22 protein-coding genes and 1 tRNA gene are annotated in these 22681 nt (G+C 69.6%); 8 read left to right on the top strand and 15 right to left on the bottom strand.

Annotation, left to right across the window (positions count from 1 at the left end; translation table 11 throughout):
* Positions 1–3: 3 nt before the first annotated feature.
* A complete protein-coding gene (locus ISO16_RS25145; protein WP_006935785.1) occupies positions 4–1515 on the bottom strand; it encodes a DUF4389 domain-containing protein in 1512 nt (503 codons plus the stop codon).
* A gap of 364 nt (positions 1516–1879) precedes the next feature.
* On the opposite strand from ISO16_RS25145, the gene ISO16_RS25140 reads away from it, so the two are divergent.
* From ISO16_RS25140 to ISO16_RS25130, 3 genes are all read left to right on the top strand, one after another.
* Positions 1880–2023 (top strand): hypothetical protein, encoded by a 144-nt coding sequence (locus tag ISO16_RS25140; RefSeq protein ID WP_006935784.1) that lies wholly within the window; start codon positions 1880–1882, stop codon positions 2021–2023.
* A 275-nt stretch (positions 2024–2298) separates the two neighbouring features.
* Entirely contained in the window at positions 2299–3000 is a 702-nt protein-coding gene (locus ISO16_RS25135) for a type 1 glutamine amidotransferase domain-containing protein (RefSeq protein ID WP_006935783.1), read from the top strand.
* A gap of 92 nt (positions 3001–3092) precedes the next feature.
* Entirely contained in the window at positions 3093–3242 is a 150-nt protein-coding gene (locus tag ISO16_RS25130) for a hypothetical protein (protein ID WP_006935782.1), read from the top strand.
* Between the two features lie 19 nt (positions 3243–3261).
* On the opposite strand, the gene ISO16_RS25125 is transcribed toward ISO16_RS25130, so the two are convergent.
* Positions 3262–4755, bottom strand: coding sequence for an amidase (locus ISO16_RS25125; RefSeq protein WP_072634668.1), 1494 nt, complete (start codon positions 4753–4755; stop codon positions 3262–3264).
* A 144-nt stretch (positions 4756–4899) separates the two neighbouring features.
* Between ISO16_RS25125 and ISO16_RS25120 the strand changes: the two genes are divergently transcribed.
* Positions 4900–5079: a hypothetical protein gene (locus ISO16_RS25120; RefSeq protein ID WP_006935779.1), complete on the top strand. Its 180-nt coding sequence runs from the start codon at positions 4900–4902 to the stop codon at positions 5077–5079.
* Between the two features lie 32 nt (positions 5080–5111).
* Here ISO16_RS25120 and ISO16_RS25115 read toward each other — a convergent pair whose 3' ends face one another.
* Positions 5112–5282 carry a hypothetical protein gene (locus tag ISO16_RS25115; protein WP_006935777.1) on the bottom strand — a complete coding sequence of 57 codons (171 nt, stop codon included), beginning with the start codon at positions 5280–5282 and terminating at the stop codon, positions 5112–5114.
* Between the two features lie 529 nt (positions 5283–5811).
* On the opposite strand from ISO16_RS25115, the gene ISO16_RS25110 reads away from it, so the two are divergent.
* On the top strand, positions 5812–7041 hold the full coding sequence (locus tag ISO16_RS25110; RefSeq protein ID WP_083662449.1) for a DUF1214 domain-containing protein: 1230 nt from the start codon (positions 5812–5814) through the stop codon (positions 7039–7041).
* Between the two features lie 113 nt (positions 7042–7154).
* On the opposite strand, the gene ISO16_RS25105 is transcribed toward ISO16_RS25110, so the two are convergent.
* From ISO16_RS25105 to ISO16_RS25080, 6 genes are all read right to left on the bottom strand, one after another.
* A tRNA-Leu gene (locus tag ISO16_RS25105) sits at positions 7155–7228 on the bottom strand.
* Positions 7229–7294: 66 nt separating this feature from the next.
* A complete protein-coding gene (locus ISO16_RS25100; RefSeq protein ID WP_029542185.1) occupies positions 7295–8254 on the bottom strand; it encodes a Ppx/GppA phosphatase family protein in 960 nt (319 codons plus the stop codon).
* Positions 8251–8778: a DUF501 domain-containing protein gene (locus ISO16_RS25095; RefSeq protein ID WP_006940800.1), complete on the bottom strand. Its 528-nt coding sequence runs from the start codon at positions 8776–8778 to the stop codon at positions 8251–8253. Before ISO16_RS25095 ends, ISO16_RS25100 begins: the two co-directional genes overlap by 4 nt.
* Positions 8775–9437 carry an FtsB family cell division protein gene (locus ISO16_RS25090; RefSeq protein WP_050034812.1) on the bottom strand — a complete coding sequence of 221 codons (663 nt, stop codon included), beginning with the start codon at positions 9435–9437 and terminating at the stop codon, positions 8775–8777. The genes ISO16_RS25095 and ISO16_RS25090 overlap by 4 nt, the downstream gene beginning before the upstream one ends.
* A 10-nt stretch (positions 9438–9447) precedes the next feature.
* Complete coding sequence (eno, locus tag ISO16_RS25085; RefSeq protein ID WP_006940797.1) at positions 9448–10734, bottom strand: phosphopyruvate hydratase; 1287 nt, start codon at positions 10732–10734, stop codon at positions 9448–9450.
* A 153-nt stretch (positions 10735–10887) separates the two neighbouring features.
* Complete coding sequence (locus ISO16_RS25080; protein WP_072634666.1) at positions 10888–11649, bottom strand: lytic transglycosylase domain-containing protein; 762 nt, start codon at positions 11647–11649, stop codon at positions 10888–10890.
* Positions 11650–11788: 139 nt separating this feature from the next.
* Here ISO16_RS25080 and efeU point away from each other — a divergent pair, with 139 nt between their 5' ends.
* Genes efeU through efeB form a run of 3 tightly spaced genes read left to right on the top strand, consistent with a single transcriptional unit; the run spans position 11789 to position 15107 of the window.
* Entirely contained in the window at positions 11789–12667 is an 879-nt protein-coding gene (gene efeU, locus ISO16_RS25075; RefSeq protein ID WP_072634664.1) for an iron uptake transporter permease EfeU, read from the top strand.
* A gap of 29 nt (positions 12668–12696) precedes the next feature.
* Complete coding sequence (gene efeO / locus ISO16_RS25070) at positions 12697–13836, top strand: iron uptake system protein EfeO (RefSeq protein ID WP_029542176.1); 1140 nt, start codon at positions 12697–12699, stop codon at positions 13834–13836.
* Entirely contained in the window at positions 13833–15107 is a 1275-nt protein-coding gene (gene efeB, locus ISO16_RS25065) for an iron uptake transporter deferrochelatase/peroxidase subunit (RefSeq protein ID WP_072634663.1), read from the top strand. The genes efeO and efeB overlap by 4 nt, the downstream gene beginning before the upstream one ends.
* Positions 15108–15144: 37 nt before the next feature.
* Here the strand turns inward: efeB and ISO16_RS25060 are convergent, their stop codons facing one another.
* From ISO16_RS25060 to ISO16_RS25035, 6 genes are all read right to left on the bottom strand, one after another.
* On the bottom strand, positions 15145–16557 hold the full coding sequence (locus ISO16_RS25060) for a sugar transferase (protein WP_268256885.1): 1413 nt from the start codon (positions 16555–16557) through the stop codon (positions 15145–15147).
* Between the two features lie 221 nt (positions 16558–16778).
* On the bottom strand, positions 16779–18635 hold the full coding sequence (locus ISO16_RS25055) for a putative bifunctional diguanylate cyclase/phosphodiesterase (protein WP_029542170.1): 1857 nt from the start codon (positions 18633–18635) through the stop codon (positions 16779–16781).
* 45 nt (positions 18636–18680) lie between these two features.
* The gene (locus ISO16_RS25050; protein WP_072634661.1) at positions 18681–20810 is read right to left on the bottom strand and encodes an Rv1355c family protein; all 2130 of its coding nucleotides are present in this window, start codon (positions 20808–20810) and stop codon (positions 18681–18683) included.
* Entirely contained in the window at positions 20810–21154 is a 345-nt protein-coding gene (locus ISO16_RS28835; protein ID WP_230304434.1) for a hypothetical protein, read from the bottom strand. The genes ISO16_RS25050 and ISO16_RS28835 overlap by 1 nt, the downstream gene beginning before the upstream one ends.
* A 513-nt stretch (positions 21155–21667) precedes the next feature.
* The gene (locus ISO16_RS25040) at positions 21668–22093 is read right to left on the bottom strand and encodes a hypothetical protein (RefSeq protein ID WP_029542164.1); all 426 of its coding nucleotides are present in this window, start codon (positions 22091–22093) and stop codon (positions 21668–21670) included.
* The gene (locus ISO16_RS25035; protein WP_072634659.1) at positions 22090–22551 is read right to left on the bottom strand and encodes a GyrI-like domain-containing protein; all 462 of its coding nucleotides are present in this window, start codon (positions 22549–22551) and stop codon (positions 22090–22092) included. The genes ISO16_RS25040 and ISO16_RS25035 overlap by 4 nt, the downstream gene beginning before the upstream one ends.
* Positions 22552–22681 lie beyond the last annotated feature (130 nt).

The raw sequence follows: 22681 nt of genomic DNA, 5'->3' as shown, positions 1-22681 counted from the left end.
CCGTCAGCGTCCCTCCCCCGGGCGGGTCTGCTCCCCGGAGGCCGGGTCGCCGTACTGCTCCTTCGAGAGCGGGATCTGCGTTCGGGTGGGGCCGTGTTCGGGCGGGAGGTCGTCGTGCGGCCCCTCCGGTGCCGCGTACTCGTGCAGTTCCCGGGGACCCTGGTCGAGCCGGAACGGCGGGTACTCGTCGCGCAGCAGGGCCGCGTAGGCCCACACGCGGAACCGCCAGCGGTTGATGCCCACGACGAGATCGAACAACCCGCTCGGGTAACGGGCGGTGAACAGCAGGGCGATCGCCGCGACGAGCACGAGAATGCCGAGCAGCGACCACGAGTAGGTCCACACCGCGTCGTCCCAGTCGTCGCCGTTCCCCGACGCCGCTGTGGCCCCACCCCCGACGAGCACGGCGAGGATCAGATAGTGCGGGACGGCGAGCAGCCACCACTTGACCAGCACCAGTCCCCGGGAGAGGCGTTCCGGGTAGGGGACGTCGAAATCGGCGGGATAGTCCGTGCGGTGCAGCGTGAAGGGCGGATACCGGTCGGTGCCCAGGGCCGCGTAGGTGTAGAACCCGACGCGCCACCACCACCGCATCACGCCGACGTTGAAGTCGAACAGCGGCCGTGGGTAGCGGCCGGTGAACAGGATCGCGAAGCCCGCGACGATCGTCGTGACGAAATGCGCGATCGCGAGGAAGAAGAGCACGATGTAGTGCGGGATCGCCAAGAGCCACTTCACGAGCCACAGCCCGCGCGACGGCGCGTCCGGATCGCCGCGCAGCATCACCGGATAGGAGCCCGGGGCGACGGCTGCGGGAGGCGGAGCGTGCGCCGCGGGCGGGCCGTGCCGGCCGAGTCCCACCGCTCCGAGGACGAGCAGCGGCACCCCGATCACCAGTAGCACGAGCCCGCTGATCAGCAGCCACAGCGCGAGCGGTCCCAGGAACGGGAACTGGGCGCCCGCCTGCAGGTCCACCGCCACGCCCGGGGTGGCGTCGGCGTTCATCACGACGATCGACCACACCCCTTCCTGGAATTCCCAGCGCAGCTCCTGGGTGCCCGGGCCGGAGGCCGACGCGGCCCAGAAGTCCTCGTCACCGGGCACGCGGGCGGGGTCGTCGCCTGGGATCTCGCGATACTCGGCGCGGAACGGCTCGAACCGGACGTCGGTGAGCTCGGCGTGCGCGACGCCGGACAGGAAGGCGTCGACCTCCGCTTGCGGGCCGATGCCGACGAACACCGGCCGGCCGGGATCCTCCGACGCCGCACGCAATCTGAGCCGGCCGAGGTCCTCGGCGCCGAAACCTGTCGGCGCGTCGTCGAAGACCAGGTCGATGCGCTCGGAGACGAGCGCACTCGAGTCGGTGCGGTACCGCTCGGTGGGAGCGGTGAACCAGCCGTCGTCGCGCTGGGCGAAGTATCCCCAGCCGAGCACTCCGGCGGCGACGAGCAACGCCAGGCCGAGCATCGACAGCAGGACGCCTACAACGAACATGACGATCTTGCCGGCCTTCATATCGGCCTCCGATTCGCAGTGTCGTACACGCGGTCCGCACTCACCGTAGACGCCACCGAACAGGACGAACAAGACTTTGCCTCACCTCGCCACGCCGCACCCCGCGACACGTCACGCACAGGTTCCATGCGCGTAACGCATCGGCCACCTCCCGCCGTGTAGGGTGACTGCATCGACGACACGTCTCGGTCGATCGCTTCCGATCGGGCGAGTACAGCGTGATTTCGGTCGAGCACCACCAACCGAGCCCTGTCCCGTGACCGTCCTACCCGCATACCGGGTACGGGTGTAGCGGCGGCAGCGTCGGGGTACCACAGCTGCGGCTCCGCCGCCCCGACCCGGCTCGCCGGCCCGAAAGGACATCATGCACAACGAAACCGAGTTCCAGACGCCGCTCTTCGTCGAGCCCACCACTCCCGGCGACGAGGGGAACACCGAGCCCGTCGCGACCTCGCAGCCGCCGAGCGGTCCGTACGACTACCACGGCATCTTCTCCGCCCGGGCCTGACCCGCGTCACTGCCGGCCCGGATTGCGGGATGACAAGCCCGCCAGACGATCCCGGCAGTCTCTCTGCCCGGGAGGCCCTGCGACAGGGCCGCCGTCCGGAAGGCGTACAGTGGACGGCGGCCGGTGGGGAAGACCCGGCCACGCGAACGCCCCGGCCCCGCGCCGGGGCGTTCGTCATTCCGGACGCCGTTCGGTCGACGATTGGAATCGGCCGGGAACGGGAACGCAGTCCGAGGGTCGCCCACGACCCTTTCCCGACCGGAAGGACTTCCATCATGACCAAGGTGCTGTTCGTCGTCACCGGAGCCGATCACTGGACGCTGGCCGACGGGACGCGACACCCTACAGGGTTCTGGGCCGAGGAGCTGATCGAGCCGTACCGGGTGTTCACCGACGCCGGATTCGACATCACGTTCGCCACACCCGGTGGCCGCACCCCCGTCGTGGACGAAGCCAGTCTCGCGCCCGACGCCGCCGGAGGCGAGGAGCGCAGCGACGAACTGCGGCAGACCCTCGCCGACCTGAAGCCGGTCCTCGACTCCCCCACCGTGCTCGAGGACGTGCGCGCCGAGGACTACGACCTCGTGTTCGTCCCGGGTGGGCACGGCCCGATGGAGGATCTTGCCGTGTCCGAACCGTTCGGCCGGCTGCTCGGGAACTTCCTGGACGCCGACAAGCTCGTCTCCGTCGTATGCCACGCCCCCGCCGCACTGCTGCCGGCACGACGCGCGGACGGCGGCTGGCTCTTCGACGGGTACCGGATGACCGGCTTCACGAACGAGGAGGAGACGCAGGCCGGGCTGGCCGAGAAGGCGCCGTGGCTGCTCGAGGATCGCCTCCGTGAGAGCGGCGCCCAGTTCTCCGCGGGACCGGCGTGGCAACCGCACGTCGTGGTCGACCGCCGCCTCTACACCGGGCAGAACCCGGCGTCGTCGCGTGAGGTGGCGGAGCGGGTGGTCGAGGCGGCGAAGAACTGATCTCGCCCGAGCGGCGCCGCTTGTCGCCCTGACCGAGCCGGGGCGTGCAGTGTCACATTGCGGACATACCGGTCACCCGGTTTCATGTAGGGGTGCGCCGGCTGTGGAAGTGGAACAAGGAAGAGCCGTTCTTCGGGGACCCCGAAGAGCCCCGTGGCACGGCCGCGATCGTCGTGATGATCGCGGTCGTCGTCGCAGTGGGGACCGTGCTGTTGCTGACGGCGGGCGCGCCGCTGCCCTGACGCGTGGCCGACACTGCCGTCAGGCAGCCGGCGCCCACAACGGCGGCTGCAGGTCGAACCACGGTCGTGCCCGCTCGAGTTCGGCCGCCAGGGACAGCAGCAAACCCTCACCGCCCAGAGGCGCCACGAACTGCACCCCGAGCGGCAGGCCCGTCGTCGTCCAGTACAGCGGCAACGAAATCGCCGGCCTTCCGGTCAGATTCGCCAACTGGGTGTAGGGCGTCCGACCGAGGTTCTCGTCCACGATGCGATCCATGACGCCCGCCCGGCGGAGGACCCCTCCCAGATGTGCCGCGAGGAGGGCGCGACCGGCGGCGCGGACGACGCGGGGGGTGGTCAACTCACCGATCCGCGCCGGCGGGAACGCAAGCGTGGGAGTCAGCAACAGGTCGTACGTCTCATGGAAGACCGCCAACCGGCGGGCGTATCCGTTCCACCGCTCGAGCGAGGCGAGGTACTCGGACGGCCGCACCGAGTCCCCGAGGGCGGCGAGAAGACGGGTGTCCATTTCGAATCCCTCGGGACCACACCCGGTGAGCCGACGGGCTCGCCGGATCTCGACGGCCACCCCCGCGAACCACATCGTCAGGAAATCCACTGCGAGGCCGCGTTCGTCGACTCCGGTGGCCGCGGGTTCCACGTGGTGCCCGAGTTCGCCGAGCAGGGTCGCCGCATCGGCGACGGCCGCGACGGCCGCCGGATCCACCGGCGTGCCGAGCGGCGATTCCGTCGCGAATCCGATGCGCAGCCTGCGGGGTTCTTCCGACGCCACAGAGGAATACGAATCCTCGGGCATGGCAACCAGATACGGACCCGCCGGGTCCGGACCGGCGAGCACGTCCAGCATCGCCGCCGTGTCCCGTACCGTGCGCGTCACCACCCCGTGGCTGACGGCTCCGTGCAGGAGCTCACCGAACGCGGGACCACTCGGAACCACACCGCGCCCCGGTTTCAGGCCGACCAGCCCGCAGCACGCCGCCGGGATGCGGATCGAACCGCCGCCGTCGTTCGCCCCCGCCGCCGGCACCACCCCCGCCGCCACCGCGGCGGCCGAACCCCCGGAGGATCCGCCCGGGGTGTGCGCGGGATTCCACGGATTACGGGTGGGACCGTTGACCTCCGGCTCGGTGATGCCCTTCGCGCCGAACTCGGGGGTGTTGGTCTTCCCGAAGATCACCAGTCCCGCTCCGAGCCACCGGTCCACGACCAGCGCGTTGCGCTCGGCGGGCAGTGCGGCGAGGGCGCGGCTGCCACTTCCGGTGGGCGTCCCGGCGACGTCCTGCAACAGATCCTTGACCAGGAACGGCACCCCGGCGAACGGGCCGGTGAGTATCTCGCGCGCCCGGGCACGGGCCAGCTCGTCGAGCCGGTACACCACCGTGTTCAGAGTCGGCTCCACAGTGTCGAGTGGGCTCAGCGCCGCTTCGAGCAGCTCCCCCGCGTCGACCTGCCCGCTCGCGACGAGCCCGGCAAGGCCCACGGCGTCGAACCGGCGGTACTCGACGTAGTCCACGGCTCCGCCTCCTCGGGAACCCGGCTGTGTCTCCTCATTCTCCCGCCGGGGCCAGCACGAGGGGAGCGCTTTCACGCGATGTTCGCGCGACCGGGTTCGACCGAATGCGCCCGATCGGGACGGGGGCCTGCAACGATTTTGGATATGAAGCACTTTCGGATAGTCAACGAAGACGGGTCCGTCGTCGACCAGCAGCCGTTCGAGACCGAGGACGAGGCCCTGGCGTGGGCGCACACGCATCCGCGGGCGGGAACCCCGGGATGGACCCTGGAGGAGCAGGTCGAGGCAGACTGGGAGAAGCGGGAGAACTCCGAGCGGACCTGACCGCAGCGGACCGGGCTGCTCGGGCGGTGGATTCAGCCCTCCTGGCGCTTCGCCCACGTCAGCACGAGTCTCGGCTCTGCAGAATTGGACGAATCGAGTTCCAGCGTGGCGTCTTCCGGAGCGCCCGCGAGGAACGCACGGACGATGCTCATCGTGACCGGGGTGCTGAGGGGCAGAACGGCACTTTCGGTTTCGTTCGACATACACCGAACGTATCGTCATCGCGGGTCCTCCGCTGGGTGAGACGAGCGGTCGTCCGCCTCCGTCAACGCTCGCCGGCAGTCACGAGCGTCCGAGAACAGAGCCCCGACAACGGTGAGCACCTGGCCGGTCCGCAAGTCCGTGCGAACAAGATGATCAGTGGGTGTCGGTCGGCTGTCGGGGACAGCAACAGGCCTTCGCTGCCGGGCGGCTGCTGAGCGCAGATGATTCGACGAATGCGCCGCGACCAGGGCCTTCGTCCGGGACGATGCCCACTGGAAGTACTTCCGGATCGTGCACACGGACGGCGCCGTCGTCGACGAGCAGCCGTTCGCGACCCAGGACGAGGCGGGCGCGTGGGCACGCACGCACCCGTGGACGCTTCCCGACCGAGGAATGGGCTGGGAGCAGGCGGGGCGCTTCTCATCCCTTGCAGGTGAAGGGAGCTACCCGATCGGCGGCCGACGACTGTGTACCGCGCATCCGGGGCTCAACCTGCGAGTCCACTGATTCCGAGAGAGGACCGACATCATGGACGAAACCACGCGGCCTTCGGAGGCCCTCAACACGTTCCTGCATGCACTTCCCGGAGTCAACACCTGGGCGATGCGCAAGGGGTATCTCGAGGCGGGCATCCGGGACAACGACGTCGTCGTGTGGTCGGGGATGCTGGACTCCAGGACGATCCTGCTCGGGGGAAGTTCCGACTCTCTACTACTTCTCGACGTCCGCGGACCTGACCGGCGGTCCACTGATGGTCGAGAGTCCGCCGCTCACACTCACATTCATGAACGACATGTGGGCACGGTGGGTGACCGACTCCGGCATGGGCGGCCCGGACCGCGGTGCCGGCGGTTCGTCGAGGGAACCGGTCTCCCCATGAACACCGTCAATCCCAACGACAGTTCGTTCTACCAGTTCGCGAGTGACCTGGTGAGCGACCAGCCCGCCGAGGCACTCGATGCCGAGATTGCCGGCGAACTCGCCGCGATCGGGATCGTCAAGGGCAAGGCCTTCGAGCCGGACGCGCGGATGCGCGGATGCGCGGATGCGCGGATGCGCGGATGCGCGGATGCGCGGATGCGGGAGATCCTGACCGAGGCAGCCGCCGTGGGCAATGCGATCGCACGCACCCTCACGTTCCGCCCGCGCACAGAAGACGGGGTCCACTACTACGGGGAGGCGTCGCAATGGGTCAACGGCCTGCTCGCGGGCGGTTACGACCTCATGACCCCGCCCGCGGAGGTTTCCGACACGGGAATCGGGCCGTACCCGTCCGACGGCGCACGGAAGCTGCATCTTCGCACCCAGTTCTTCTACCTCGCCTGGGGAATCAGTCCGGCGATGTGCATGCGGATCACGAACCTCGGTTCGCAGTACCTCGTCACGGCCGCGGACAAAGAGGGCCGAACCCTCGACGGCGGCAGGCATTACACGGTGTCGCTTCCCCCTGGCATCCCGGCCGCCAGGTTCTGGTCCCTGACCGCGTGGGACAACCAGACCCGGTCCATGCTCGACACACCGCAACGATTCTCGAAAGTCGGCAGCCAGGGCTACCCTCGCCGGGCTGCGACCGCCGATCCCGACGGGTCGACGACGGTGCACTTCGCGCCCGAACTCCCCGACGGCGTACCCGATGGCAACTCGATCCAGACGACGCCGGGCAGGGGATGGTGTGTGTGCCTGCGTCTCTACAGCCCGCTGCAACCGTTCTTCGACAAGTCCTGGCGCCCCGGGGAGATCGAAGAAGGGGAGATCTGAAGGGATCACCGCCGTCGATGCTGGGCACCTCGTGCTGTTCACCCGACGACGCACCCGGTGGTGCGGGTCATTTGCTACGGCCGCGAATTGGTCGCCGAATTGTATAGATCGAGTGCCCCCAGTCGGACTCGAACCGACACTGCGCGGATTTTAAGTCCGCTGCCTCTGCCAATTGGGCTATGGGGGCGCAAGAAGAGGGTAGTGCGTGGTGTCCTTCCGGACCCGGGCAGGTCCGGAAGGACACCACGGCGACCTACGCGATCGACAGCGCGATCCCGTCGAGGATGTCGTGCTCGCTGACGACGAGCTCGCCGATGCCCGCGCGACGGCCGAGTTCGTCGGCCAGCACGGTCGTGACGATCGCCCCGCCGCCGATGACGTCGACCCGTCCGGGGTGCATCGGGCCGAGCGCCGCGCGCTCGTCGTGCGTGGCGGCGAGCAGGCCGTCGCACACCTCGCGCAGCCGGTCGAAACCGACGGTGGACAGGTGCACGCGCTCGGGGTCGTACTCCGCGAGGCCGTTCGCGAGGGCCGCGATCGTGGTCATGGTGCCGGCGACGCCGACCCAGGTACGGGCCTGCTCAACCGGCACGTGTGCGAGCGCCTCGGCGATCTTCTCCCTCGTGAACTCTCGGGCCGCCGCGATCTGTTCGGCCGTGGGCGGGTCGTCGTGCAGGCACCGCTCGGTGAGACGCACGCAGCCGATGTCGGTGGAGTAGGCGGCATGAACACCGTCGGCGTCGCCGAGCACCACCTCGGTGGAGCCGCCGCCGAGGTCCACGACGACGAACGGCCCCCGGGTGGGGTCGAGTTCGCCGACGGCGCCGGTGAAGGACAGCCGCGCCTCCTCGTCGCCCGTGATGACCTCGGCCTCGGCACCGGGGATCACTGCACCGAGGACCTCGCGGGTCATCGCGAAGAAGTCGTCCCGGTTGGCGGCGTCGCGGGTGGCGGAGGTCGCGACCATCCGCACCGCCTGCGCACCGGTCTCCCGGATGAGGCCGGCGTATTCGACGAGGGCGACGCGGGTGCGTTCGATCGCCTCGGGGGCGAGCCGGCCGGTGGCGTCGACGCCCTGCCCGAGCCGGACGATGCGCATCAGCCGCGTCACGTCGGTGAGCCGGCCGTCGTCGCCGAGGTCGGCGATGAGCAGGCGGATGGAGTTGGTGCCGCAGTCGATCGCCGCGACGCGGCGGGCGCCGACGGCGGTCACTCGGTCTCTCCGCGCAGCTCGGCGTAGGTCGGCCAGTCGGCGGGGACGGCGGTGCCACGCAGGCCGGCGTCGGCGGCGAGGGCGACGGCCTCGTCGCCGAACGGGTTCACGCCCGGCCCCTTGGCGAGGGAGTGCGCGATCAGGACGTGCAGGCACTTGACACGGTCGGGCATGCCGCCGCCGCTGAAGTCGGTGCCGAGCGAGTCGAGGGCGTCGCGTTCGGCGAGGTAGGACTCGTGGGCCCGCCGGTACGCGGCCGCGAGGTCGGGGTCGGCGGCGAGCCGCTCGGTCATCTCCTTCATGACCCCGCCGGATTCCTGCCGGCTGGCCTCGGCGGTGAGCCGCGGATCGGTGAGGTAGAACAGCGTCGGGAACGGCGTGCCGTCGGGCAGTTTCGGCGCGGTCTTCACGACGCCGGGGGCTCCGTCCGGGCAGCGGTAGGCGATGGCGAGGACGCCACGCGGGGCCCGCCCGAGCTGGGCGGCGACGGCGTCGAGGTCTTCCTGTGCGACGGGATCGGTCACCCGGTCGGTTCTCCTGGTTCTGGGGGCGCCACCGGCATCTGCCGCGGCACCGGGGCGGGTTCGGGTTCTGGCGCGGGAACGGACACCGACTGCCACAGGTCGCTGTACCAGGCGCCGGTGGAGGGCAGTTCCTCGGTCTGCTCGGTGACCGGTTCCTGGTAGTCGCCGGGCAGCTGCACCTGGTAGGGAGTCTCGCCGGGCATGACGAACCGCAGCCGTTCGCGGGCCTGGGCGCGGATCCACGCCGGGTCCTCGATCTGCGCCTTCTGTTCGCGGAGCGCCGCTATCTCCTGCTCGAGCTGTGCCCGTTCCGCGGCGACCCGCTCGGCCTCGGAGCGCTGGCTGACGTACGTGCGCAACGGAACCGCGAGGGTCAGGGCGAGGCCGCACACCACGAGGGCGAGGACGACGGCACGGCCGGTGGACAGGCCGAAGAAGGTGCGCTCGGCACGGGCGGGCCGGGACTCGCGCGGCGTTCCGACGCGGGTGGGCCGGGCCCGCCCCGATGCGCCCCCGGTGCGGGCACCGGGAGCGTCGGCGGGCGGTTCCGTCGAGGCGGTAGGTCCGGCCGGGCGGGCCCGTCCGGGCCGCCGGACGCCCGGCGCACCCTCGGTGCGGGTGCGCCGGGCACCGGGCCGGGACCTACCGCGCTGGCTCATGCGGGTGCGCTCAGCCCTCGATGTTGAAACGCGGGAACGCCAGTTCGCCGGCGTACCGGGCGGCGTCGCCGAGCGACTCCTCGATGCGCAGCAGCTGGTTGTACTTGGCGACGCGCTCGGAGCGGGCCGGGGCACCGGTCTTGATCTGGCCGCTGCCCACGGCGACGGCGAGGTCGGCGATGGTGGTGTCCTCGGTCTCGCCGGAGCGGTGGCTCATCATCGACTTGTAGCCGTTGCGGTGCGCGAGGTCGACGGCGTCGAGGGTCTCGGTGAGGGTGCCGATCTGGTTGACCTTCACCAGCAGCGCGTTGGCGGCGCCCTTGACGATGCCTTCCTCGAGACGCTCGGGGTTGGTGACGAACAGGTCGTCGCCGACGAGCTGCACCTTGTTGCCGATCTTGTCGGTCAGTGCGACCCAGCCGTCCCAGTCGTCCTCGCTCAGCGGGTCCTCGATGGACACCAGCGGGTACGCGGAGAGCAGCTCGTTGTAGAAGTCGGCGAGCTCGTCCGCGGTGCGGTCCTTGCCCTCGAACTTGTAGCCGGCGGCCTCGGTGTAGAACTCGGTGGCGGCGACGTCGAGCGCGAGCGCGACGTCGGTGCCGAGCTTCAGACCGGTCTTGGCGACGGCCTCGCTGATGAGGTCGAGGGCCTCCTTGGTGCCGGCGACGTCGGGCGCGAAGCCGCCCTCGTCACCGAGACCGGTGGCCAGGCCGCGGCTCTTGAGCACGGACTTGAGGGCGTGGTACACCTCGGCGCCCCAGCGCAGGGACTCCTTGAAGGTGGGGGCGCCGATCGGGGCGACCATGAACTCCTGGACGTCGACGCCGGTGTCGGCGTGGGCGCCGCCGTTGAGGATGTTCATCATCGGCACGGGCAGGATGTGGGCGTTCGGGCCGCCGAGGTAGCGGAACAGCTCGAGTCCGGAGGACTCGGCCGCGGCCTTGGCGACGGCGAGGGACGCGCCGAGCAGGGCGTTGGCGCCGAGCCGGCCCTTGTCGGGGGTGCCGTCGGTGTCGAGGAGGGCCTGGTCGACGGTGCGCTGTTCGGTCGCGTCGAGGCCGATGATGGCGGGGGCGATCTCACCGAGGACGCCCTCGACGGCCTGCTCGACGCCCTTGCCCAGGTAGCGTTCGCCACCGTCGCGCAGCTCGACGGCCTCGTGCTCACCGGTGGACGCACCGGAGGGCACCGCAGCGCGGGCAAAACTTCCGTCGTCGAGCAGCACCTCGACCTCGACCGTGGGGTTACCACGCGAATCGAGGATCTCGCGGGCTCCTACCTGCTCAATGATGGCCACTGGCTGATTCTCCTTCGATGGACTTCACGCTGCGGGGTCTGCACGCTGGGAACAGCCTAACCGCCCCGACCTGCGCCCGAAGCACGGCGCGCCCCACGGCGGCGGCCACCGGCCGCCCGCCCGGCGGGGAGGCGGACGGATCGGGCAGCCGCGTCAGGGCCGACGGCCCACCCCGTACGCGGCGGCGTGGTCGCGCACCAGCGCGAGGTATTCGCCCGAGAGGTTGTAGGCCGTCAGCGCCCGCGTCCAGCCTTCGGCGGTGGTGAGGTCGCCGCCCCGGTCGCACAGGTAGCGGCCGGCGGTCAGGGTCGCGTCGTCGATGTTGTCGGGGTCGGCGACGCCGTCGCCGTTCGCGTCCACGCCCCAGCGGAACCAGGTCTCGGGGATGAACTGCATGGGCCCCACCGCCCGGTCGAGAACGGGGTCGCCGTCGAGCCGGCCGCCGTCGGTGTCCCGGATCTCGGCCAGTCCGGGACCACCGTCGAGGGGCACACCGCGGATGGGCGGGTCGACGCGTCCGTCGGGGGCGATGCTCGCGCCGTTGTACCGGCCGTGCCGGCTCTCCACGCTCCCGATGCCGGCGAGCGTCGTCCATGCGAGCCCGCAGCCGGGGCGCGAGGCGGCGAGCACGGCTGCGGCGTGACCGTAGGCCTCGAGCGCGGTGCGGGGGATGCCGAGCGCCTCGGCCTGCGGTGCCGCCCAGTCCCGCAACTGGTCGGCGGTGCGGCCGGGGGCGTCGACGTCGATCGCCGGGACCGCGGTTCCGGGGGCGGGCGGGACGCCGTCCGGGATCGGGATGCGCGGCTCGCGCGGGCTCCAGACGGCAACGCCGACGACCACGAGGATCACCGCGGCGACGGCGCCGACCAGGACGCGCGGCCACGGCGAGCGTCGGCGCGAGGCGGCAGGGGGCATGGTTCCCATCATCCATATCCCCGGCAAAGCGCAGGTAAAGAGACCAAGGTCCCTGTCGACGGAGTCCCGACCGGGTGTATGTTTTCGGCTTGCATCACCTAAGAGAGGTTCGCCTCACCTAACCGTTGGAGTCATGCCCATGTCCGCACTCGCCGCGAGCTCCGAGGCCCCGTCGATCGCCACCCAGCTGTTCGGCTCCGGCCTCATCGGGCTCCGCGAGGGCCTCGAAGCCGGCATCGTCGTGATGATCCTGGTCGCCTTCCTCGTCAAGGCCCAGCGCCGCGACGCCCTGAGGTGGGTATGGCTCGGCGTCGGCACCGCGGTCGCCATGGTCGCCGCGACGTTCGGGATCATCCACTTCGGCACCACCACCCTCACCGGCCTCGCCGCCGAGGTGGCCGCGGGCCTCGCGTCGCTCGCCGCGGTCGTGATCGTGACCGCCATGGTGCTGTGGATGCGCAAGGCGTCGCGGTCGATCTCCGGGGACCTGCGCTCCGGAATGGAGAAGGCACTGCTCGCGGGACCGGCGGCGGTGCTCACCCTGTCGTTCTTCGCGGTCGGCCGTGAGGGCCTCGAGACCGCACTGCTCATGGTCGGGTACGCGGAGAACACCGCCGGCAGCGCCTGGCCGCTCGTCGGCCTGCTCGGCGGCATCGGCGTGGCCGCCGGGCTCACGGTACTGATGTACCTCGGGGCGATTCGGATCGACATGGCCCGCTTCTTCAAGTACACCGGCGCCTTCCTGATCGTGGTCGCGGCCGGCATTCTCGCCTACGGCCTGCGCGCCCTCCAGATCGGCGGCGTCCTGCCCGGGGGCTCGAACCTCGCCTTCGACGTCTCGGCCCACTACGACGCCGGCAGCTGGTACGGCACCGTGCTGGCCGGGATCTTCAACCTCCGTCCGGACCCCACCGTCCTCCAGGCCGTCGCGTGGGTGAGCTACCTCGTCGTCGTCCTGTACGTGTTCCTGCGTCCCGTCGCGCCGGCCCGCACACCCGAACCGGCCGTCGCCGTCTGACCCCCTCCCTGTTCGAAAGGCACCGATCCATGCGTCGATCCACGTACGCCCTCGCGGCGGCAGCGGCCCTGCCCCTCGCCCTGGCGGGCTGCACCGAGAAGTCCACCGCCGGCGACGACGCGATCGCGGTCACCGCCACCGACACCGCATGCGACGTGGCGGCGGCGGACGGCGCGACCGGGCACTCGACCTTCAGCATCACCAACAACGGCACCAAGGTCACCGAGTTCTACGTGTTCGCCGCCGGCGACCGGGTGATGGGCGAGATCGAGAACATCGGCCCCGGACTCACCCGGCAGCTGATCGTGAACCTGCCCGAGGCCGGCACCTACGAGCTGTCCTGCCGCCCCGGCATGGTCGGCGACGGGATCCGTCAGGAGTTCGTGGTCACGGGCGATTCCCAGGCCGCCACCGACGCCGACGGCAAGCTCACCGAGGCGGGCGACGGCTACCGCCGGTACATCCGCAGCCAGACCGAAGCCCTCGTCACCGCCACGGGCGAGTTCGTGGCCGCCGTGAAGGCCGGCGACGTCGACGAGGCCAAGCGGCTGTTCCCGGTCAGCCGCACCTACTTCGAACGCATCGAGCCGGAGGCGGAGAGCTTCGGCGACCTCGACCCGCGGATCGACCTGCGCGAGGCGGACCTCGAGCCCGGCCAGGCCTGGACCGGATTCCACCGGCTCGAGAAGGACCTGTGGGTGCAGGGCCCCCAGCCCGACACGGGCGCGATCGCCGATCAGCTCGCGGTCGACGTCCAGGAGCTGGCCGACCTGGTGAACGCCGCCGACTACACGGTCGACCCGACCAAGATCGCCGGAAATGCACAGGGCCTGCTCGACGAGATCGCCACCTCGAAGATCACGGGTGAGGAGGACATCTTCTCCCACACCGACCTGTGGGACTTCCAGGGCAACGTGGACGGCTCGCAGGCCGCGGTCGCCGCGCTGCGCCCGATCCTCGACGCGAACGATCCCGAGCTGGGGCAGGCCATCGACGCCCGGTTCGCCGACCTCGACGCCGCGCTCGCCCGGTACCGGCAGGGCGACGGCTTCGTCTCCTACGACACCGTGACCGAGCCACAGCGGCAGGAACTCTCGCGCCTGATCGACGCGCTCTCGGCCGAGGTGAGCAAGGTGCAGGGTGTCGTCGCGGGAGCTGCAGGCGCATGAGCGGGACCCCGGACACCGCCGCGGCCCCCGCCGCCCGCGGGGGCATCTCCCGCCGCCGCCTGTTCGGTGCGGTCGGTGCCGGCGCCGCGCTCGCCGGAGCGGGCGCGGTGGTCGGCCGGGTCACCGCACCCGGCGCGGAAACCGCCCACGCCGGCGCCGTCCCGTTCCGGGGCGAACACCAGGCCGGGATCGTCACCCCCGCCCAGGACCGCATGCACTTCGTGGCGTTCGACGTCACCACCGACGACCGGGACGAACTCGTCGCGCTGCTGAAGACGTGGACCGAGATGGCCGAGCGGATGACCGCCGGGCTCGAGGCCACCGAGGACGGCGCCACCGGCGAGGGCCCCTACCATCCGCCCACCGACACCGGCGAGGCCCTGGACCTCGACGCCTCCCAGCTGACCCTGACCATCGGGTTCGGCCCGTCGCTGTTCGACGGCCGGTTCGGTCTCGCCGACCGCAGACCCTCTGCACTCGAGGAACTTCCGCACTTTCCCGCCGACAACCTCGATCCGGCCCGCAGCGGCGGCGACATCGCCATCCAGGCGTGCGCCAACGATCCCCAGGTGGCGGTGCACGCCATCCGCAACCTGGCACGGGTCGCGTTCGGCACCGCGTCGGTGCGCTGGTCGCAGCTCGGATTCGGCCGCACCTCGTCCACCTCGACGTCGCAGCAGACGCCGCGAAACCTGTTCGGATTCAAGGACGGAACCAACAACCTCAAGGCCGAGGACCCCGGCGCGCTCACCGAGTCGGTGTGGGTCGGCCCCGGCGACGACCAGGCCTGGCTCGCCGGCGGCACCTACCTGGTGGCGCGGCGGATCCGCATGCTCATCGAGCAGTGGGACCGAGCGGTGCTGCAAGAGCAGGAGCAGGTGATCGGCCGCACCAAACGCGACGGCGCTCCGCTGGGGAAGACCGGCGAGTTCGACGAACTCGACCTCGAGTCCAGGGGACCGGACGGGCCGTTCGTCCCCGTCGACGCACACGTGCGCCTCGCGTCGGCCCAGCACCTCGGCGGGCTGAAGATCCTGCGCCGGGGCTACAACTTCACCGACGGCTCCGACGGCTTCGGCCACCTGGATGCGGGCCTGTTCTTCATCGCGTTCTGCCGCAACCCGCTCGAGCAGTTCGTGCCGATGCAGCTCGAACTGGCACGACGCGACGCGCTCAACGAGTACATCCAGCACGTCGGATCGGCGGTATTTGCGTGCCCGGCCGGGCCGGCACCGGGCGAGTACTGGGGGCAGGCGCTCTTCGAGGCGTGAACCGTCCCGGAACGAGATCGGTGAGGCCGAGCGGGGCTCAGTAGGCGCCGTCGCGGTGCAGGACGGCCCGGAGGGTCCTGCGCAGGATCGACAGATCGAGGGCGAAGGTCCAGTTCTCGACGTAACGCAGATCGGCGCGGACCGATTCCTCCCAGCTCAGGTTGCTTCGTCCGCTGACCTGCCACAAGCCGGTCAGTCCCGGCTTGACGAACAGCCGCCGGCGGGCGCCGTCCTCTCCGTACCGCGCCACCTCGCATTCCAGCGGGGGACGTGGGCCGACCAGCGACATGTCGCCGGTGACCACGTTGAACAGCTGCGGCAGTTCGTCGAGCGAGTACCGGCGGATGAAGCGGCCGACCCGCGTGACACGGGGGTCCTCCCGCATCTTGAACAGGATCCCGTTGCCGTCGCTGCAGTCGGTCAGGTCGGCGAGACGATCCTCCGCATCGACCACCATGCTGCGGAATTTGAACATCGTGAACGTCCGCCCGTCCCTGCCGACCCGGGTCTGCCGGAAGAGCACGGGACCCGGGCTCGTGAGCCGGACGGCGAGGGCAATGGCCAGCAGCAACGGCGCCAGGAGCACCACGATCATCAGGGCGGCCACGCGGTCGAAGATGTTCTTCACCAACCACGCCGGGCCGGCGTAGCGCGGGGCACTGAGCTGGAGCAACGGCAGCCCGGCGAGCGGTGCCATGTGCAGGCGCGGCCCCACCAGGTCCATGAGAACCGGGGCCATGAGGAGATCGGCGCCCGTGTGCTCCAGATCCCAGCTGAGTCTGCGGGTCTTCGAGTGCGTCCAACCGCTCGACGGCAGCAGCGCCACCGCCTGGAATCCGTGCAGCTGGGTGATTCCGACGATGTCGTCCTCGGTCCCCAGCACCGGCACATCGTCGACGGCGAGGGGCAGCACCACTCCTGACGTCCTGGCGGGCAGGCAGATCCCGTCCACCTGCCAGCCCGCATCGCGCAGCTCCCCCGCCCGGGCCAGCAGCTCGTGCACCTCGATCGAGTCACCCGCGACGAGCACCGACCGCACGAGGCGTCCCCGGCGGCGGCGCATGCGGACGAATCGCCGCAACAGCAGGCGGGCACCCAGCGTTGCAGCGCCGGCCAGGGGCAAGGCGCCGAAGATCCAGGACTGGCCGCTTGCCGTCCCCCACGCGTATCCGGCCCCCGCCAGGACCGCGATCGCAAGGACGTAGGCACGGCCGACACGCCGGAACTCCTCGACACCCGCCCCGAGAACCCTGGCATCCCATGCCTTTTGCACCGCCAGGGCGAGCACGGCAGCGAATGGTACGACCATCACGAGCGCGAGCGTCTTACCACTGGGCAACTCCCCCCAGTGGTAGCCGAAGGTGACGGCCAGGTCCGCAATCAGCACGCACAATAGGTCGATGCAGAAGACAAGAATCGCATAGCGTCGTTCCCAGGCCGGCCGCGGCACGGCTTCCGGAGCACACAGCCCGGGCAGGCTCCGGACCACTCCTGTCCGGTCTCCGCCCCTTCGCTCCACGGACGAGCCTTCTGGGGCGTTTCCCGCCCCAGCGAAGGTTCTCGCCGTTTCCCGGTTTTGCATCAGGGCCCGCCCCATTTCGGAGTCGCACGACTCTCGGACCCCTAAAACATACTCGGAGATTGTTTCCCCGGCAATAACGGACTGGTAGTTCATTCGGGGAGCGAAGCCGGAAGTCTCCACGGGAGTTCGATCCTGCCGTGACGCAGCATCTCGACGATTTGCTCGGGCGGCTGAGGCCGGCTGAGGAGGAATCCTTGCGCGCGTCGACACCCGAGTTCCAGCAGCTTCATCGCCGCCGCCACGGACTCGAGCCCTTCGGCCACGACGTCCAGCCCGAACGCGGAGGCCAGCCCCATGATCGATTCGACGATGACGCGGTCGCTCTCGCTGCGCTGCAGATTGAGCACGAACGCCTTGTCGATCTTGAGTGTGTGGACCGGCAGAGACTTCAGGTGGGCGAGCGAGCTGTAGCCGGTGCCGAAGTCGTCGATCGCGCAGCACACACCCAGACGCTCGAGCCGGCGCAGTGTCTTGCGGGAGCGCTCCAGATCGCTGACGACCACGTACTCGGTGATCTCCAGGCACAGGCACGAGCTGCCCAGGCCGAACTCCTCCAGCGTGCTCTCCACCGTCTCCACGAAGTCCAGGCTCACCAGCTGCACCGGCGAGACGTTCACGCTCATCTGCAGGTTCAACCCCGGAATCCGGCGCCGCCACTCGGCCAGCTGCCCGCACGCCGTCCGCAGCACCCAGCGACCGAGTTCGCCCGCAAGGTTCGTCGACTCGGCCACCTCGATGAACTCGGCCGGCTGCAGCTTGCCCAGCACCGGGTGATTCCACCGCACCAGGGCCTCGACACCGAGAATGCTGCCGTCGCGCAGGTCGAATTCGGGTTGATATTCGAGGGTGAGGTGCTCGTCGTCGATCGACGTCCGCAGGCTCAGCTCGATGAGGTTGCGGCGTTCGCTCGCGCCCCGCATGTCGTCGGTGTACGCGACGACGCTGTTGCCGCCCTTGCTCTTGGCCATCAGCATCGCCTCGTCGACGCGCCCGAGCAACGCCACCGGAGTGATCCGTCCGGGCTCGCCTACGGCAACACCGAGGCTGCCGCCGCGACCGACGACCTGGCTGCCCAGCTGCACCGACATCCCGACCGCCCACCGCAGTGCCTCGGCGCGTTCCCGCGCCACCTCGAGCGACACCGCCCCGTCGAGCACGATGACGAATTCGTCACCGCCGAGGCGCGCCACCATGTCCTTCGGATCGCACACCCGCGACAGCCGCTGCGCGGTGCGGCACAGGAACACGTCGACGGCCGCGTGACCGAGGAAGTCGTTGAGCGGCTTGAGGCGGTCCAGATCGAGGAACAGGACGGCGACCGGTCCCGGCTGCCCCCGCTTCAACCGCTCCTCGAGGTGTTCGAGGAGAGCCCGCCGGCTCGCCAGGCCGGTGAGGTCGTCGTGATAGGCGGCGTCGCGCAGGTCCTGTTCCGCGCGGACCCGGGCCTGCACCTGGGCCAGCAACGCCGCGATCATCATCAAGGTATTGATCTCGTCCTCGCTCCAGTCACGATCACCGGCCTTGATGAAGCCCAGGGTGCCGGTGGTGACGCTGCCGGAGATCAGCGGCACCGCCGCGACCGAGACCTCGGGCACTCCCGAACCCGCACGCACCCGGTCCGCGTATTCGGCACCCGACTGCGCCGGACGGCTGACCGCCGGTTCCTTCATGGTCTCGGTCATGGCGAAGATCGGGTCGGCGTCGCGGAAGTGCACCACGCCCAGAGGATCCGGGCTCGGCACGAACTCCCGCGGCGGCCACTCGGCGACGAGCACCGTCGCGTGGATGTCATGGTCGTTGTAGCGAAGGAAGCAGGTGTCGACCTCGAAGTGCTCGACGAGGTCCTGGAGCACCCTTTCGATCACCGAGTGATGAGACGCGGCGTCCGCCGGCATGAGGCGGGAAGCGACCCGGGTGACAATGTTCTCGAAGCTCTTCTCCGCCATCCCAAACCCCTTGTGAGCAGCACATCCGACGCGACCGTGGCCGCATCAGGGATGTCTTCGAACCCTATCCGAGCGGCGCGCACTGCGAACCCGTTCCGGCTTCGCCCGCGCCACCCGGAGCAGGAGGGCGAAGCGTCGTCCGATCGGTCTGTCGAACACGTCGTCGAACGTCGACTGCAGCTTTCCGAGAGCGCCGAACCGGGCCTCCGAGAGCCGGGTGAGGTCGGTGTCGTCCTCGGCGTAGAGGAACACCGGTGACGCCGGCTGAACCGCCAGGCCCATACCGTGGGCGCATATCCACACGCTCTCGGCCGCCATTCCCGCTCGGACGTAGTCGGCCGGCCGCGGTCCCGACGCGAAGACCGCTACGAGTGCCGAGCTGCTCCGCACCCGCGTTCCGGTCAGACGCCCCAGACCATGCCCGAGGTCCCACTCCCCGAGTTGATCGAGCACATCGTTTCGCACCGTCAGGTCGAGCATCGTGCGCTCCGCGTCGTCCATCCCGAGTGCTCCGACGTCGATGCCACTGTCGATGGCCTCGGAGTGCGGCCACCGCAGTTCCGCGAGCATCTCCCGGCGCAGGACGGGAGTCAGGTAGCGGATCCTGTCCGATTCCGCGAGCAGCTCCGCGGTCTCGGCCAGGCGATCGACGTCCGTGACGACCCGGATCCGGCCGCCCTCCCGCGCGGCCGCCTCGTACAGGGCAGCCGTCTCGGCATCGGACAGTGGCGTTCCGTCACCGGGTTGCCGATTGGTGCCGCGCGAGAGCATGGCCTCGTACTGGGCGGCCAGCACCGGGTCGGTGTCGTCGGAGAACCGCATCGTCGCGATCACCTCGCGCGGCGGCTCGCCGCGGTCCCGCGCGAGCACTCGGACCGGGCCGAGTATCCGGTGGGCCGCCGCGGCGATGCGCGCGTTCTGCAGGGCTGCGCCGAGCGCCACGTAGGTGCCCCGACAGTGGATGTCGATCGCGGTCGGCACGAAGTCGTCCGAGATGTCGATCTCCAGCATCCCGCCGCCGGCCGTGATGGACCAGGGTTGGCTGTTACCTCCCGAGGGGGCTCTGTTCGCGGCATGCAGAACCCGGTCGATCGGATCGTTCGATTCCGCGGGCAGGGGGGCTTCCGCGACAGCCCGGTTCCCCGGATCCGCAGGTGGGGTCAGGGCGTCGAGGCAGGCCTCGACGTCCACGCGGCCTCGCCCCGAGTTCAGCGGCTGCCCGAGGCCCAGCCGGCGCACGACCGCGGCGACCGTCGCGCCGCCGAGCATCACCTCGCTCCCCAGTTGAGGCCAGGTGACCAGCGTCCGCTCCACCTCCAGGAGGGAGGCGGCCATCCGGGTCGAGATCCGCTCCGGTCCCAGCAGGCGCAGAGCGTACGGAATCTTCTCCCGACCCGACAGGGCGGCGAGCCGCTGCGGGTCGATCTCTCCCAGCAATCCGTGAAACGGGGGTCCCGGCCGCAGATCGAAGCGCTCGACGTCGATCAACCCCCGGTCACTCGTCTCCATCACCACCGGGATTGCTCGCCGGGCCGCTTCCGCGCGCAACACGACCTTGACGTCCAGGGAGTCGCACTCGTCCACGACGACGTCGAGTCCGTCCAGGAACTCGCTCATCGTTTCCGGTCCGACCCCGTCGGGCCACACCGACAGGGACAGGTACGGATCCAGCTCCGAGAGTCGTCGCGCGGCCACGACCGCCTTGTTCGTGCCCAGATCGACGAGGGAGGCCGGCACCCGGTTGAGATTCGACAGCTCGATCGGGTCGAAGTCGGCGAGCCGCAGTTCCCCGCCCACCCCGTCGAGCACCAGCGCTTGCGCAACCGAGAAGCCGACGCTCAATCCGACGATCCCCACCGTCACCCCGCGCAGCCGGTCCTGTTCGGCCGACGTCACCTTGTTCCGGTTGCGATCCAGCCGTAGCCGCCGGAACGAGTGCGGGCCGAGCACGCGGACGACGGTCCGGCGCCAGGGGTAGTGGACCCACCGTGCCGGTTCGTCGAGCAATTCGCTCCCCGGCGGTGGGAGCACTTCGCGCAGTCCTCTCACCTGATCGACGAGACGGTCGACGACCACGAGGCCGGGTTCGGAACGAACGCGCCGGAATTCCTCCATATCCTCCGGCCGGTCTTCCACAAACACGGAAGCCGTCCATCCCGCCTCGCCGTCGGACATCACGCCGGCTCCCCGTCGAAAGGATATCCACCCACTTCTCGTCGGAGCCCGTCGCCGAGCGGATCGGCGCACAGACGGTCCCACCACATGAGCCGGGTCCGATAGCGGGCGTCCGGGTACGGGGTGGCCGGCATGCTCTCGTCCACCACTCCCCCGCAGGTCTTCCACAGATCCAGAAGGTTGTCGGCGGCCGTGGCCATCATGTATCGGGATTGGAGCAGGTCCATGAACTTCGCGCCCATCCGGGCTATCGCAAGGGTGAGCTCCCGACGCTGGGGCACATCCTCGGACACCCATGCGGCCTTCGCCTCGATCAGGCCGAACGGGATTCGGCTCTCGATCATGCTGCGGAGGTGATCGACGTGCTCGGGAGCACTCCACTCGGTCACGGCATGGGACTCGTCCGCACTGCGAAAAGGCCCCTGGGCTCGTACCCCACCCACGACGACCCCCCTTCGATCGAGCCCTGCGCAGAACATCGCCGTGTTCTCCCCGCTTCGCACCTTCTCGTACTCGAGTGCGCACTCGACGCCGAATCTGCGATAGGCACCCAATGCCCGGGCGAGATATTCGTTCCACAGATCCGGCGCCGCACTCGGTGCGGCAGCGACGAACGAATACCCGGAGGCAGGATCCCTGTAGGTCGAGACGCGCTCGCGCACCGAGTCCGATGCGACCCGCACTGCTCGATCCACTGTCGGCCTCCGACCTTGCGGGTGACCCCGATCGGAGTTACCCGGCGGACCACATCAGGCCCTCTCGCTCACCGCCGTCGTGATCGTCGACCTGGGACAGCACGGGGCATACATGTGGCTGTATGGGTCGAGTATGCAGTATTCGGGTGTTTCACACGGTCTTCAAGCCAAAGATATGTAAAGTTCCGTTACTCCCGACGGGCCGATGACAGCCACCTCCTCACGGTACGCCCGTTCGATCCGACCCTCCTTTTCGGCAATCTCGACCTGGTGCCACACGTCCTCGACGGGATCGGAGTGATCCCCGCCCGGAACGAAGCGGGCGAAGTATCCGGTGGGGATCCGCACCAGCGAGTCTCCGATCGTCAGGTCGGACAGGCCGTCGCAGCGATAGCCGACCACCGCGTTCCATCCGACCTCGGGGTGGCAGATGTAGACCACGACCACCTCGCCGATGCCGCGCGCGCGGATGCGATCCTCCGTAAAGGTCAGCAGTTCGGACCGCTGCCCGGTTGCCCCCGGCTCGAGTCCGGGCAGAACGAGTCCCCCCACATAGTGGTCGTGCAGCTTGGTGAGTTCGAAAGTCATTGCGCACCACCCTTTTCCGTGGTTCGGATCGCCACGTACATGTCGATGCGGTACGCGTGGGGATAGAACTCGAAGTCGCCGGTGAACGACCGGACGATCTCGCCCGCCTCCTCGGCCGCACGGATCTGGTTCCACAGGTCGATGAAGACGCCGGGAAACGTACCGGTCGAGGAGAACTTCGCGTAGGTCCCGGCGGGCAGGCAGGCCACGAGGTGGCCTTCGGTCACCTGATCCAACGACTCGCACTGATACCCGACCGTCTGGGTGTAGTAGGAGTCGATGTCGACCGCATGATCGGTGTAGGCGGAGGCCAGGGGCCCGCCGAGTTCCTGCTTCAGCACCGCCGACCATGCCCGTTCGAGCGCCCGGTCGCGAACCTTGCCGAGGGCCCGGCGCGGGCTGCGCACGGGTAGGCCGGCGACGAGCGTCTGGTCACGCTGAACGATCTGAAACGACATCGGGCGACCTCCCCAGGATCTCACCGTACGCCTCGACACCCCGGCGTGCCCGACCCACGTGTGGGGTGTGAGTGATTCGAGTCTAGGGGTGTCTACCAATTGGCACCAAACAGCAGGCAAAACAATCTCG

It is taken from the genome of Rhodococcus sp. M8 (assembly GCF_015654185.1).
Lineage (GTDB): Bacteria > Actinomycetota > Actinomycetes > Mycobacteriales > Mycobacteriaceae > Rhodococcus > Rhodococcus aetherivorans.
This window is presented reverse-complemented; position numbering and strand designations above follow the sequence as displayed.